This is a genomic window from Actinoplanes sp. NPDC026619 (genome assembly GCF_040638295.1).
Classification (GTDB): Bacteria; Actinomycetota; Actinomycetes; order Mycobacteriales; family Micromonosporaceae; genus Actinoplanes.
Genome location: NZ_JBEZYA010000001.1, coordinates 279,459 through 293,338 on the forward strand (window position 1 = coordinate 279,459; position 13,880 = coordinate 293,338).

A 13,880-nucleotide genomic window follows, 5' to 3' on the forward strand; every position below is an offset into this window, starting at 1 on the left:
CAACTTAAGCCCTCAGTTCTGCGGGGGCACGTCGGTCGGGCCACTGCCCCACGTGAGGTTGGGGGTGGTGCTCACGGCGTACGTCAAATGGCCGCCGATCTGGCTGAAGCGCGCCGGTAGCCAGGCCTTCGTCGTGGCCCGGCCGTTGATCTTCAGGCTCCGCACGTAGTGCGCCGATTCGGTGCCGGGCGCGTCGATGATCAGCGGGAGGCCGCTGCCGAGCCGCACCACCGCCCGCGGGAACAGCGGGGTGGTCAGGGCGAGCTCGGCCCGGGTCGGCACGGTGGGATAAAGACCGAGGGCGGACAGGACGTACCAGGCGCTCATCGTGCCGGCGTCGTCGTTGCCGGGGATGCCGCCGGTGGTGTTGCTCCACTTGGTGTCGACGATCGCCTGGACCGTCTCCTGCGTCTTGTAGGCGGCGCCGAGGTAGTTGTAGACGTACGGCGTCTGGATGTCCGGCTCGTTGGTGGCGTCGAAGCGGGTGGCCTTCTTGGCGCTGAGGTCGAACGTGCCGTCCGGGTTGCGGAAGAACGCGTCGAGGCGCTCGACGGCCGCGGGGTTGCCGCCCATCTTCTGCGCGAGCGTGGTCACGTCGGAGTAGACCATCCAGGTGTACTGCGCGCTGGAGCCCTCGACGAAACCGGTCTGGGTGGACGGTGTGAAGCCCTCGGCCCAGGTGCCGTCGCGGTAGCGGTCACGCATCCAGCCGACGTAGGGGCTGTCGATCGGCGCCGGCGTCGGCACGCTCGGGTCGGCCAGTTCCAGCTCGCCGAGCTGCACGATGTCCTCGCCGCCGTTCTTGGTGACGTTCAGCCGGTAGTAGGCGTAGGGCTGCGGATCTTTTATTGAGTACGTGGTGGTCTGTCCGCGCTTCTCGAACGTCTGCGCCGTCTGCGAGTCGAGCGTGACCCAGGTGGTGCCATCGGCCGAGCCCTGCAGGTCCCAGTCGACCGGGTCCCGCCCCGGCTCATCGTTCCCCGAGGTCAGCGCGTAGTGGTCGACGGTCAGCGGCGCGTCCAGCTTCGCCGCGACCCAGCCCGTCGTGGCGAAGGTCAGCCACTTGGTGCCCTTGTCGCCGTCGAGCGCCTGCGCCTTGCCCTCGCTCGGCGGGTTCTCGCCGCTCGCGGTGATCTCGGTGAGGTGCTCACGGATGTTGTGCTCCAGGCCGGGGTCGGCCTTCGCCGCCGGGTCGAAGACGTTGCGCCAGTTCTTCGATCTTGCCAGGAAGGTGCGGTACGTCGACCTGTCGCCGAGCGCCTGTGCCAGCTGCGCGATGCCGTAGTCGGCCGCCGCGTCCTCCAGGGTCTCGGCCGCGCCGCCCCAGCAGTGGCAGTCGTCGGCCGGCACGTAGCCCAGCGACATGTACTCCTCGAGCGACGGCCGCTGGCCGAAGCACTCGACCGGGCAGCCGGCGTCGCTCTCGTCGTTCGCGGTCGGCACGGTCGCGGCGTGCACCAGGGACCGCAGGGCGCCACGGGCGTCGAAGTCGCGGGCGCCGAACGCGTACATCGCGGCGATCGCGGCCGCGGCCGGGTCGCCGGACATCACCGCGGTCTTGCCGTGCTGCAACAGCCAGCGATCCCACTCGCCGCCACGCTGGGTGGCGTAGTTGAGCAACGACTGCGCATAGTCACTGGCCTGCTTGCGGTCCAGAATCGCGAGCAACTGCACCTGGGCGCGGTAGACGTCCCAGCCGGAGAACGTGCCGTACTGCGCCTTCTGTGAATGCGCAATCGCGTGGATCTGGTCGTCGGCACCGTAGTAGCGACCGTCGACGTCGCTGGTCAGCGTCGGTTCCAGGGCGGAGTGGTAGAGCGCCGTGTAAAAGCTCGTTCGCTGATCCTCGGTGCCGCCACCAATCTTGATCTTGCTTAGCCGGGCGTTCCAGGCGGCCCGCGCCTGCGCCTTCACGGTGGCGAAATCGCCGGACTCGGCGGCCAGGTTGCGCTCGGCGCCGGCCGGATCGGTGTACGAGATGGCCACCCGCATGCCGACCTCGGTCGTCCCCGGCGCGAACGTCACGTAACCGCCCGAGCCCTTGCCGGCCACCGGCCGCCCGGCCGTGGTGTAGCCGCTGCCGCCGGCCGCGTCGGTGCCGTCCGGGGTGAGCGTGCCGTCCTGCCAGGTGCCGGTGGCCGCGAACGGCTGGTCGAGCACCGCGACGAAGTGCAGCGTGTAGTAGGCGTGCGAGTTGTCGGTGCTCTGCGGCCCGCAGAAGTTGCCGGCGCTGACCGAGCCGGTGACCGTGCGGGTGGCCGGGTCGATGTGGACGGTGGCGGCGGTGCTGCCGGTCTCCGACAACGACGTACGGAAGAGCAGGCCGGCCTTCTGATCCGCGGGGAAGGTGAAGCGGCCCCGGCCGGTGCGGTCGGTGACGGTGAGCTCCGCGCCCGCGCCGCTGTCCAGGCCGACCCGGTAATAACCCGCCTCGGCCGCCTCGTTGGCGTGCGAGAACGTGCTGGCGTAGGTCTTGTCGGTAGTGTCGGCGGTGGGCGAGCCGGCCATCTCCCCGACGTACGGCATGATCGGGATGTCGCCGTTCGCGCCCGAGCAGCCCACCCCGCTGAGATGGGTGAGGCTCAGCCCGCGGATCTTCGTGGCGGTGTACTGGTAACCGCCCGGCGCCGGCGTCGAGACCTGGTTGCCCCGGGTGGTCTGCGGGCTCCAGGCGAGCATGCCGAACGGCCGCACCGCGCCCGGATAGGTGTTGCCGAGGTTCGTGCTGCCGATGAACGGATTCACGTAGGCGACCGGATCGCCGACCAGTGGCGGCGGCGCGGCGGCCTGCGCGGCGGCACTGATCGGCATGGCCACCCCGACGCCGATGAGCGCGGCGACAAGCCTTCGGAGCATGGCGGACTCCTTTGACAACGATGTCGTGACAACGATGTCAGCCAGACTCCATTGAGACAGTCAGATATGTCAATGCCTTGGTTTAAGAAGGCTAACTATTTGGCCGTGCCGCGGATCTTGCTACTTTGCCGTGCTGCGGATCCTGGCGGCGCAGGTGCTGCCCACCGCGCTCCAGCTCGTGCCGAGCGCCCGGGTGGCGGCCGTGGTCAGCGAGTCGGCCTCCACCGCCACCTCGTGGACGAAGGCGAGCGCCTTCTCCGGGCCGTAGGTCTGGAAGAGACACCCGACGCCGAGGTAGGCGGTGCCATAGCGGGCCGAGGCGTCCCGGGCCGACGTCTTGCTCGCCGGCTCGCCGACGCGCAGGTCGCCACTCCACTTGGTCTTGACGAATGCGCTGGTCTCGGCCTTGCGCGGGTACGCCGAGTACGGTGAGCCGCCGCTGATCGCATATTCCGCCAGGCCCTCGGTCAGCCACCAGCTGTCGGCCCGTTTCACCTCGTCGGACTGGCCGGCCAGGCTGGCCACGTGGGTCAGCTCGTGCCGCAGCAGCGCCTTCATCGGGATCAGGTGCAGGGCGGACAGCTTGACGACGACCGACTCGGTCTCCTCCTGCGCGTAACCGGCGACCCAGTTGCCCTCGTCGCCGTACGGCCATTTGCCCCACTCGGTCTTGCCGGCCAGATAGATCACGTACTTGCCGGGTCTCGCCGTGCCGGCGAACCGGTCCGCGACCTGAGCGGCGGCCTCCGCCTCGGCGAGCGCGCCGGCCAGCCGCCCGGCGTTGGCGGCGGTGGACGCGACGATCACCCGGGAGCCGGACCTCGCCTGCAACACCGACTGGGTCCACGGCGGTGACGTGCGCCCGGACCGGCCCGGGTAGATCTCGGTGAGCTTCGGCCCGGTCGGGTCGCCCAGGTACCACATGGTGTGCAGGCTCTGCCTCAACGGCCGGCCGCACGGGGCCACGAAGCAGTAGTCGACGTCGACGTTCGCCTGCCAGCGCTGGGTGCCCCACTCGGTGATCGAGGCGACCGTGGTGCTCCACTGGGCGATGCCCATCGCCCGCAGCGAGGTGAACCGCTCGCTCAGCCACGGCGCGACCAGCTTGGCGTCCGCGTCGGCGAGCCCGGTGAACGCGGCCCGGTCGCCGGCCAGCAGCGCGGCCGACTGGGCCGACATCGCATCGCCGATCGTCGTCTTGACCTTGTCCTTGGCGGCGTCCCGCTCGGCGGCGGCGCTGTTCATCGCGGCGATGGCCGGGTTGGCCGCGTAGGTGTAGGCGGTCGTCGGGTTGGCGACCGGACCGCCCTCCCCGCTCGCCCGGACCAGCCAGGTGACACCCCCGGCGACGGCCACGAGCAGCACCACCACGGCGGCCACCAGAAGACGCTTCCGCGGATTTCCCACCGGAGCGGGCTTTCCCACCGGAGCGGGCTTTCCCACCGAAGAGGGCGGGGCGGGCTCCCCGGGTGGTGCGAAGCTCCGGAGTGGCGGGGTCTCGGACATCGACGCACCGTACCGTGCCGGCTACGTGCTGCGCCGCCCCGCGACATCGATGGTGATGCCCGGTTTGCGCGCCGCGTCGCTGAGGTTGTGCACCGTGATGGCCACCGTGCAGAACTGGCCCTTCGCCACCGCGTCACCGACCGCGGCGGCGCCGCAGTCGACCCCGCCGACCGTGTACTCGAAGATGCCGTCCCGGGTGACCGGCGTGCTCATCGCACCCACTTTGACCACGGTGTCGGTGATGACCGTTTTGTTGGAGTCGTTACAGCCCGAGAGCAGCACTGTCACGGCCGCAAGAGCGAGCCAGGCACGTCGCATGCCGCACTATGTCGGCAATCAAGGCCGCTACTGAAGGAGGCCGCGGATCTCGTCGGCCTCGGGCATGCCGGCCGCGGCGTACACCTCCAGGGCTTGTTCGTAGTTCTTCCGCGCCGGTCCGGCGTCGCCGAGCGCGCGGTGGGCGTGACCGAGCCCGGCCAGCGCCCGCGCCTGCTGGGTGCGGTCGTTGACCTCCTCGGCGACCGCAATGGCGGCGGTGTGGTGCCGGATGGCTTCGGCGGGCCGGCCGGCCTTGATCGCGACCTCGCCGAGCCCGTTGAGCGTCCAGGCCACCCCGTCCCGGTCACCGGTCTCCTCGTAGATCTGCTTGGCCTGATCGAAATCCTCGGCCGCCTGGTCGAGCCGGCCGAGCGTGGTGTGCAGGATGCCGATGCTGTCCAGGACCTCCGCCTCCCGGACCCGCAGACCGAACCGGCGGGCGATGGCCAGCGCCTCGACGAGACAGCGTTCCGCCTCGCCGGGGCGGCCCAGTCGCATCTCGATGCCGCCCAGCCCGTTCAGCAGGTTGGCCTCGCCGGATCGGCTGCCCGCCTCCCGGGCCAGCTCGAGGGCCTGCCGGTAGTGCCCGCCGGCGGCCTCGTACCGCCCGGCCCGCTCCTCGACGATGCCGAGGCCGCACAGCGCGCGGCTCTCCCCGTTGCGGTCGCCGGCCTGCCGGCACAGGGCGAGCGCCTTCCGCTGATGCTCGATGGCCACCGCGTGCCGGCCGGCCCGCTCCTCCACATCGGCCAGGTTGTTGAGGATGCGGGCCCGCTCCTCCGGATGGTCGTCGCCGTACAGCTCCAGCGCCCGGTGGAGCTGCTCGATGCCGACCCCCATGTCGCCCCGGTGCAGGTAGAGGACGGCCTGGTCGGTGAGGGCGCGAGCCTGCGCCGCCGGATCGGCCATCACGGTCGCGGCGTGGTAGGCGTGGCCGTGCACGCCGATGCCGTCGGCCTGGTTGCCCCCGTTGAGGTGCATGTAGAGCGTGCGGGCCAGCCGGGTGGTGTGCGTGGGCCAGCCGTGCGTGGCGGTGTAAGCGGCCACCGCGATCAGCGTGGGCCGCTCGGTGGTCAGCCAGGACACGGCCGCGGCCGGCTCGGTCAGGTCGGGAGTCACCAGGCCGCCGGGCGCCTCGTGCTGGTCGGCCGGGTGCACCGTGTCCATCGCGCCGGCCGCGGCGGCCAGGTAGTAGTCGAACAGCCGGGTCAGCGCGTCGCGCCGCTCGGTCGGCCGGTCCTCGTCGTGGGCGCGGGTGGTCGCATAGGCGCGGACCAGGTCGTGGAAGGTGAAACGGCCGGGCCCGGCCGGCTGCAGCAGGTGGTCGCCGCCGAGCTGCGCCAGCCAGGACCGGGCGGTGTCCAGCTCGGCGCCGGTCAGCGCGGCCGCGGCGTAGGCGTCGACGTCCTGGCCGGGGTGCAGCGCCGCGAGCCGCAGCAGCCGCTGCTGCCCCTCCGGCAGGTGCTGATAGGACAGGTCGAGAGCGAGCGCGACGCCGGTGTCCAGCCGCCGGTCGCGCCGCCGCTCGTCGAGCCGGTCGGCGTGGTCGGTCAGCGTCCAGCCGGCCGTGTTGCGGATGTGGCCGGCGATCAGGCTCAGCGCCAGCGGCAGATGACCGCAGCTGCGGGCGATCCGGGCCACCGCGTCCGGGTCCGCGCCGACCAGCACGCCGGTCACCTCGCTCGTCAGGAAACCGATCGCCTCGTCCGCGGTGAAGACGTCCACGCCGAGGTGGGTGGCGGGGCCGAGGTCGGTGAGGCTGCGCCGGCTGGTGATCAGCGCGCGGCTTCCCGGCGTCGCCGGCAGCAACGGCCGGACCTGTTCGGCGGTGGCCGCGTTGTCCAGCACCACCAGGGTGCGGACGCCGGCGAGCCGGTCGCGGTAGGCGGCGGCCAGGGCCGCCGCGCCGTGCGGGATCTGGTGGGCGGGCATGCCGAGCAGGCGGAGAAAGCCATCGAGTACGGCGGTGGGCTCGGCCGGCGGCTGCGCCGGGTCGGGGTGGAAGCCGCGCAGGTTGACGAACAGCACCCGCTCGACCGCCTTCTCCCGCACCAGTTGGTGCCCGGCGTGCACGGCGAGCCGGGTCTTGCCGACCCCGGCCATCCCCTCGATCACCGAGATCGCGTTCGCGGCGCGCAGCCGGTCCAGCTCGCCGGCCCGCCCGGTGAACCCGTCCAGGTCGTCGGGCAGCGTGTCCTGCACCCGCACCTGGGAGACGGCCTCGATCTCGCCGCCGACGACCCGCAGGGCCTGGCGCCACTGGCTCAGGTACGCCTCGTCCGGCTCGATCGCCCGCACCACCGCGAGCACGAGGTCGTTGTTGAGCCGCCGCCGGCCCGGGACGAAACAGTTGGCCACGGTGGACCGGCGGGTCAGCTCACCGGCCGGGCGCCCGGCGGCGGTCCAGGCCGCGTTGACCCGGTCCTTGATCATCTCGTACGACGGATCGCCGGCCCAGATCTTCAACAGCCGCAGCCGTTCGACCAGGTCATCGACGGAGCCGGCCTCGGCCGGATCAGGCTTTTCCCGCATCGGCATCGCCCATTCATGGATAGGGCTCTACATGGTGCCGTGCCGACGCCAGAGGCGTCCGACCCGCGTCCAAATTCGTCCAGACTTCGACCGCGACGTGGGACGGACGCCCGACAATCAACGAGTCACTGGTCAAACGGGGGTCAGGGAGCCGCTACTCCCTGGTCAGGCCAGTCAAGCGATCGGCCCTGCGCCGCCCCAGCGCGGGGCCGATCCACTGCGGCAGCCGCCGGCCGCGTCTACCCCGGCCCGGGCGCGACGATCGGCCAGGGCATGACGTACGGCTACGTAGCCGCCCGCCACGCCGCCGGCAAGATCTAACATCCCTTCATGGGGTCCGAATCCAAGGTCGGCGCGGTCGGCCTCGTCCTGCATCCGGCGAAGCTGGTGGACCAGTCGGTGGCCACCATCCTCGCCTTCGCCGCCGAGCACCCGATCCGGGTGCTGGCCCGCGAGAGCGACCGCGATCGGGTGCCGCCGGGCGTCGAGATCGTCCCGGAGGAGCAGTTCGTGGCCGGGGTGGACGCCGTCGTCGCGCTGGGCGGGGACGGCACCATGCTCGGCGCGATGCGGCTGCTGGTCGGGCGGCCGGTGCCGGTGCTCGGCGTCAATCACGGCAATCTCGGCTTCCTGGTCGAGGTCACCCCGGGTGAGCTGCCGGCCGCGCTGGCGCAGATCGAGACCGGCGATTTCACCGTCGAGCCGCTCGCCTGCCTCGACGTGACTCCGTTGGCCATCCGGTACGCCTTCAACGACCTGGTGCTGAGCCGGGCCGGGCGCAGCGGCTCGATCTCGGTCGACCTGACCGTCAACGACCTGCACTACGGCTACTACCGCGGGGACGCCGTTATCGTCTCGACGCCGACCGGGTCCACCGCCTACAACTACGCGGCCGGCGGGCCGGTGCTGTCGCCCTCCTCCCGGGCCGTCGTCATCACGCCGGTGGCGCCGATGGCCGGGATCGGCCGTCCGGTGGTGCTGGGCGCGGGCGACCAGGTGACCCTGTCGGTGGCGGCGGAGAGCGGGCCGATCGCGGTGGACATGGACGGCACGGCGGCCGGCGAGCTGGGTCACGGCGATCAGCTGACCGCCACCCTGCGGCCGGATGCGGCGCAGGTCATGCGGCTCTCGGCGCACCAGCACGCCAGCCGCAGCCGGATCAAGCTCAGCCTGCTCGACCTGCCGGTCCGGCGGGATCAGCTGCTCGAACTGATCCCGCCGGAGCTGCGGCGTGGCGTCAGCGGAACGTCACCGTGACCGGGACCCGGGCCGGCCGTTCGGGCACGCTGACCGTCAGGGTCCGGGTCGCGGCCGAGTAGCTCCAGCTCTTCGCGGGCCGCCCGTCGATCCGGACGCTCCGCGGCGCCGTCGCGTCCAGGACCGTGACCGTCCAGGCGCGCCGGGTGGCGGCCCGGATGTGCACCGTGTTCTTCCGGTAGGTCAGCCGGGTGTCGCCGCCGCTCTCGTGCAGGACGGACGTTCCGGCGGCGCCGGCGCTGACGGTCAGGCCGGCCTTGGTGGCGACCAGGCCGCCGGAGCGGACGAACACCGGCATCGTGTCCAGGGTGGTGGTGATCGCGGCGGAGGTGCCACCGGCGTACGTGCGGCCGGTGAAGTAGTCGGTCCAGGTGCTGCCGGGCGGGAACCAGACGTTCGTGGTCGCGCTCGCGCCCGCCGTGGTCACCGGGGCGACCAGCATGTCGGGGCCGTAGAGATATTCGGCGCCGGAGCTCGCGTACGCCTCCTGCTCGCCGGGATAGGCGAGGTAGAGCGGTCGGACCATCGGCATGCCGGTGCGGGTCGCCTCGGCGGCGGCGCTGTAGGTGTACGGCAGCAGCTGTTCCCGCAGGTTCAGGAACTTCTTGGCCGACGCGTTCGCCGCCGTGCCGTACTGCCAGGGCAGCCGGTCGCTGTGATTGGAGTGCAGCCGGTCGATCGGCTGGAACGTGCCGAGCTGCACCCATCGGGCGTACAGGTCGTCGGGCAGTTTGGTGCTGCCCGGCTCGCTGCCGGGTTCCTGCAGGCCCTGGGTGTGCCCGCCGATGTCGTGGCTGATCGCGGCGAGCCCGGTGGCAACCGATTCACCGCCGGTGTAGCCGACCTCCCACTGCAGTGTCTGCCAGTCGGAGATGGTGTCGCCGGTGAAGTGCAGCGTGGTGCGCTTGTCGGCCCACGGCCCGGTCGGCACCGCGGTCGGCCCGCCGTAGCCGCCGGCCTGCAGCGACCCGTACGCCCGGGAGAAGGCGAAGCCGGTTTCGGCGGCGTACTTCTGGTTGATCCAGGCGTCCGGGGTGACGCCGGGCTGCGAGGACTTCGAGCCGTCGCAGCACCAGTCCAGCCACCAGAAGTCCAGGCCCTTGGGCGCCATCTGGCGGTGCAGCTGCAGGTAGGCGTTGAGCTGGTCGGGGTCGCCCCAGTCGAAGAGGTAGTTGCTGCCGGACTGCTGGAGCTTGCCCTTGGCGGTGGCCTGCGCGGCGGCGAACTTGGGGTCGGCGCCGCCGATGCTCGGGTGGATGTTGAGGCCGGTGTGCACGCCCCGCGCGTGCAGCGAGTCGACGAAGCCGGGCCAGTCGGGGAACTTGGCCGGGTCGATCGTCCAGCCGTTCCACGTGTCCGGCGCCTTGAAGTCGGTGTCGACCACGAAGGCGTCCAGCGGCACGCCTTCGGCCTTCGCCCGGGTGATGATCTGCTGGACGCCGGCGGCGGTGCGGTCGTAATACTCGGAGTACCAGACGCCGTACGCCCACTGGGGCAGCAGTTTGGTCGGGCCGGTCAGCGTGGACAGGTCCTGCAGCCCGCGGGCGTAGTTCTGGCCGTAGCCGAAGACGTAGCCGTCCTGGAAGCTGCCGGTCCGGATGCTCAGGTCGGCCAGCGCCGACGCCGAGTCGTCGAGCAGCGACCAGCCGTCGGAGTAGAGCAGGCCGGGAGCCTTCATCGCGCCGCCGTCGACGCCGTCGAGCCCGCGGCGGTAACCGCCGAGCGCGGCGTGCGGGGCGAGCAGCGGGGCGTCGGCAGCCGCGACGGCGACCGTGTCGACGTTGACGTTGCAGCTGGTGGCGGTCGGGCAGCCGAGCGTCAGGGTGTTGGTGCCCGCGGCCAGCGCGACCGGCACGGACACCGTGCGCCAGTAGTCCCAGCCGCTGGTCGGCGGCAGCGTCGCGGTCGTGCCGTTGACGCCGATCGTCCGTGTCTGGACCGCCTGGCTGCCGGCCTTGGCGTTGGCGTAGCGCAGCTGCACCCGGTAGCTGCCGGCCTTCGGAACGCCGGTCACGGTGTACGCGGCGCCGGCGCCGGTGCTCTCGAGCCCGGCGAGGAAGCCGCCGCCGGAGAAACCGTTGTGGTCGCCGGCCGACTTGGCGCCGCCGGTCAGCGTGCCGGTCTCGGCCTGGCACACCGCGCCGAACGCGCACGGTTGCGGCGCGGGCGGGGCCGGCGCCGGGAAGGCGTCGCCCGGCCGCCCGACCGCGACGCTGTCGATGTTCACGTTGCCGGAGTCAGTGGCCGCGCGCACGACCGCGATCTCGTGCCGGCCGGCGGTGAGGTCGAGCGGCACGGTGGCCACCGCCCAGGTGTCCCAGCTGCCGGTGGGCGGGAGGCTCAGCGTGCGGGCGGCGCCGCCGTCGACCGTGACGGAGAGCGTCCGGGTGGCGTTCTGTCCGTCGCCGCCGGTGCTGTTGGCGTAGCGGACGCCCAGTTGGTAGGCCCCGGCGGTGGCCGGGCTGACCGCGAGGCCGAGCGAGTCGCCGGTGGCCTGGAACCCGGCCGCGAACCCGGCCCCGGTGAAGCCGGTGTGATCGGTGGCGATCCCCGGCCCGCGCAGGGCGAGCGTTTCCGCCTCGCAGAGCACCCCGATCGCGCAGGATGGGGTCGTGTGCCCGGCCCACGGCGCGACCTGCACCGTCTGCGGCCCGGCTTTCAGCTGCACGGTGAGGTTGTCGGCGGTGAACGAACCCGACCCGACCCGGTACCGCATGGTCAGCGCGCCGGTGTCGATGGTCAGCCAGCCGTTCGCGGTGCTGCTGCGGAACGACGTGGCCGGGAACGCGTCCCGGCCGACCACGTTGAAGGTGCCGGCGTCGGTGAAGCGGCCGTACTCGGTGCGGATCAGCGTCGGCGAGAGCACCTCGAAGCGGGCGCTGCCGGAGATGACCGCCGAGTCGCCGGCCTTGTGGGCGCGGGCCTGCGCGTGGGCCGGCGACGTGGGCACGAGGATCAGCCCGGCGAGGAGGAGGGCGGCGGCGGAACCGTTCTTGATCATGACGCACTCCTGGCGGGAAGAGCGGCGGGCACGACATCCGTTCGTGACGACGTTGTCATCGCGCCGTAATCAATGTCAATGCGTCAATATCCGTCTGCCCGATCGGGCACCCAGTGATGAACAGATCACACCCATAGACACGCTTGACCGGGACAAACACCGGGTAGCCCGATGCTTCACGGCAAGCCAGGGGGAAAACGAGCAATGAAGATCTGGCCGGGCAACCAGTACCCGTTGGGTGCGACCTACGACGGCGGCGGCACCAATTTCGCGCTGTTCTCCGAGGTGGCCGAGCGGGTCGAGCTGTGCCTGTTCGACGAGGACGGCACCGAGACCCGCGTCGACCTGCCGGAGCGCGAGGCGTTCATCTGGCACGGCTACCTGCCGCGGATCCTGCCGGGGCAGCGGTACGGATATCGCGTGCACGGCCCGTACGACCCCTCGGCCGGTCTGCGGTGCAACCCGAACAAGCTGCTGCTCGACCCGTACGCGAAGGCGATCGACGGGCAGATCGACTGGAATGAGGCGCTGTTCGCCTACAACTTCGGCGATCCGCAGTCACGCAACGAGGCCGATTCCGCCCCGTACGCCCAGCGCTCGGTGGTGATCAACCCGTTCTTCGACTGGGGCAACGATCGGCCGCTGAAGATCCCGTTCCACCAGACGGTGATCTACGAGGCGCACGTGAAGGGCACGACGATCCGCCACCCGGGCGTTCCGGAAGACGTGCGCGGCACCTATTCCGGGCTGGCCCACCCGGCAATGATCAAGCACCTGAAAGCGCTGGGCGTCACCGCGGTCGAGCTGATGCCGGTGCACCAGTTCGTGCACGACAGCGGCCTGATCGAGCGTGGCCTGTCGAATTACTGGGGCTACAACACCATCGGTTTCTTCGCGCCGCACAACGAATACGCCTCGTTCGGCGGCCACGGCGGCCAGGTGCAGGAATTCAAGTCGATGGTGAAAGCCCTGCACCAGGCTGGCATCGAGGTCATTCTCGACGTGGTCTACAACCACACCGCCGAGGGCAACCACCTCGGGCCGACCCTGTCGTTCCGCGGCATCGACAACCCGGCCTACTACCGGCTGGTCGACGAGGACAAGCAGTACTACTACGACACCACCGGCACCGGGAACAGCCTCAACGTGCGCCACCACGAGTCGCTGCGGCTGCTCATGGACTCGCTGCGCTACTGGGTCACCGAGATGCATGTCGACGGCTTCCGCTTCGACCTGGCCGCCTCGCTGGCCCGGGAATTCCATTCCGTCGACCGGCTCGCCGCCTTCTTCGACCTGGTCAACCAGGACCCGATCGTCTCCCAGGTCAAGCTGATCGCCGAGCCCTGGGACGTCGGCGACGGCGGCTACCAGGTCGGCGGCTTCCCGCCCAACTGGACCGAATGGAACGGCAAATACCGCGACTCGGTCCGGGATTTCTGGCGCGGCGAGCCGGCCAGCCTCGGTGAGTTCGCGTCCCGGTTCACCGGCAGCTCCGACCTGTACGAGATCGACGGCCGCCGACCGATCGCGTCGATCAACTTCGTCACCGCGCACGACGGCTTCACCATGCACGACCTGGTGTCGTACAACGAGAAGCACAACGAGGCGAACGGCGAGGACAACCGCGACGGCGAAAGCCACAACCGGTCCTGGAACTGCGGGGCCGAGGGACCGACCGAGGACGCCGGCGTGGTCGCGCTGCGCGAGCGGCAGAAGCGCAACTTCCTCAGCACGCTGCTGCTGTCGCAGGGCGTGCCGATGATCGTGCACGGCGACGAGCTCGGCCGCACCCAGCAGGGCAACAACAACGTCTACTGCCAGGACAACGAGCTGAGCTGGATCGACTGGCAGGAGAGCCGGGAGCACAGCATCCTGACCACCTTCACCCAGCGGCTGACGAAGCTGCGTGCCGACCATCCGATCTTCCGGCGGCGGCGGTTCTTCACCGGCGAGCCGGCCGGCGACTCCGGGCTGCCCGAGATCGCCTGGCTTCGCCCGGACGGCGAGCCGATGGCCGACCACGACTGGGATGCGGACGCCGCCCGGACCATGGTGGTGTTCCTCAACGGCGCGGGCATCCCCGAGCCGGACGCCCTCGGCGAGCAGATCGTCGACGACTCGTTCCTGCTGCTGTTCAACGCCTCCGCGGAACAGGTGAAGTTCACGCTGCCGGAATCGGCTTACGGACAATCGTGGGAAACCGTGGTGGACACCGCCGATCCGCTGCTCGCGACGTCGGCCGACGACCACGTCAAGGCGGCCGAGACCCTCTCGATGACCGGCCACAGCCTCCTGGTGCTCCGCCGGCGCTACTGAACTACCTCCAACGAGAGCCACCGCCCCGAGCGCCTTCCGGGCGCACCGTTTATCCTTCTAGCCGCTGGCTGCGCGGCTCAGCGCCAGAAAGAAC

Annotated in this window: 7 protein-coding genes; 2 read left to right on the forward strand and 5 right to left on the reverse strand. The window is 70.9% G+C overall.

Annotated features, from left to right (window positions below):
* Positions 1 to 12: 12 nt before the first annotated feature.
* From AB0E90_RS01405 to AB0E90_RS01420, 4 genes are all read right to left on the reverse strand, one after another.
* Positions 13 to 2,856, reverse strand: coding sequence for a GH92 family glycosyl hydrolase (locus AB0E90_RS01405; protein ID WP_360397748.1), 2,844 nt, complete (start codon positions 2,854 to 2,856; stop codon positions 13 to 15).
* A 120-nt stretch (positions 2,857 to 2,976) separates the two neighbouring features.
* Positions 2,977 to 4,236 carry a hypothetical protein gene (locus AB0E90_RS01410; protein WP_360397750.1) on the reverse strand — a complete coding sequence of 420 codons (1,260 nt, stop codon included), beginning with the start codon at positions 4,234 to 4,236 and terminating at the stop codon, positions 2,977 to 2,979.
* A 147-nt stretch (positions 4,237 to 4,383) separates the two neighbouring features.
* Positions 4,384 to 4,680, reverse strand: a complete 297-nt coding sequence (locus AB0E90_RS01415) for a hypothetical protein (RefSeq protein ID WP_360397752.1) — start codon at positions 4,678 to 4,680, stop codon at positions 4,384 to 4,386.
* Positions 4,681 to 4,707: 27 nt separating this feature from the next.
* On the reverse strand, positions 4,708 to 7,218 hold the full coding sequence (locus AB0E90_RS01420) for a tetratricopeptide repeat protein (protein WP_360397754.1): 2,511 nt from the start codon (positions 7,216 to 7,218) through the stop codon (positions 4,708 to 4,710).
* A 324-nt stretch (positions 7,219 to 7,542) separates the two neighbouring features.
* Between AB0E90_RS01420 and AB0E90_RS01425 the strand changes: the two genes are divergently transcribed.
* Positions 7,543 to 8,469 carry an NAD(+)/NADH kinase gene (locus AB0E90_RS01425; protein ID WP_360397756.1) on the forward strand — a complete coding sequence of 309 codons (927 nt, stop codon included), beginning with the start codon at positions 7,543 to 7,545 and terminating at the stop codon, positions 8,467 to 8,469.
* On the opposite strand, the gene AB0E90_RS01430 is transcribed toward AB0E90_RS01425, so the two are convergent.
* On the reverse strand, positions 8,450 to 11,470 hold the full coding sequence (locus AB0E90_RS01430) for a TIM-barrel domain-containing protein (protein ID WP_360397758.1): 3,021 nt from the start codon (positions 11,468 to 11,470) through the stop codon (positions 8,450 to 8,452). The genes AB0E90_RS01425 and AB0E90_RS01430 overlap by 20 nt on opposite strands.
* 204 nt (positions 11,471 to 11,674) lie before the next feature.
* Here AB0E90_RS01430 and glgX point away from each other — a divergent pair, with 204 nt between their 5' ends.
* Entirely contained in the window at positions 11,675 to 13,786 is a 2,112-nt protein-coding gene (gene glgX, locus AB0E90_RS01435) for a glycogen debranching protein GlgX (protein WP_360397760.1), read from the forward strand.
* The last annotated feature ends 94 nt before the right edge of the window (positions 13,787 to 13,880 follow it).

Bases quoted from the DNA above. Each gene is read 5' to 3' on its own strand.
- AB0E90_RS01405 (WP_360397748.1), bottom strand. From the start codon at position 2,856: ATGCTCCGAAGGCTTGTCGCCGCGCTCATCGGCGTCGGGGTGGCCATG.
- AB0E90_RS01415 (WP_360397752.1), bottom strand. From the start codon at position 4,680: ATGCGACGTGCCTGGCTCGCTCTTGCGGCCGTGACAGTGCTGCTCTCG.
- AB0E90_RS01420 (WP_360397754.1), bottom strand. From the start codon at position 7,218: ATGCCGATGCGGGAAAAGCCTGATCCGGCCGAGGCCGGCTCCGTCGAT.
- AB0E90_RS01425 (WP_360397756.1), top strand. From the start codon at position 7,543: ATGGGGTCCGAATCCAAGGTCGGCGCGGTCGGCCTCGTCCTGCATCCG.
- AB0E90_RS01430 (WP_360397758.1), bottom strand. From the start codon at position 11,470: ATGATCAAGAACGGTTCCGCCGCCGCCCTCCTCCTCGCCGGGCTGATC.
- glgX (WP_360397760.1), top strand. From the start codon at position 11,675: ATGAAGATCTGGCCGGGCAACCAGTACCCGTTGGGTGCGACCTACGAC.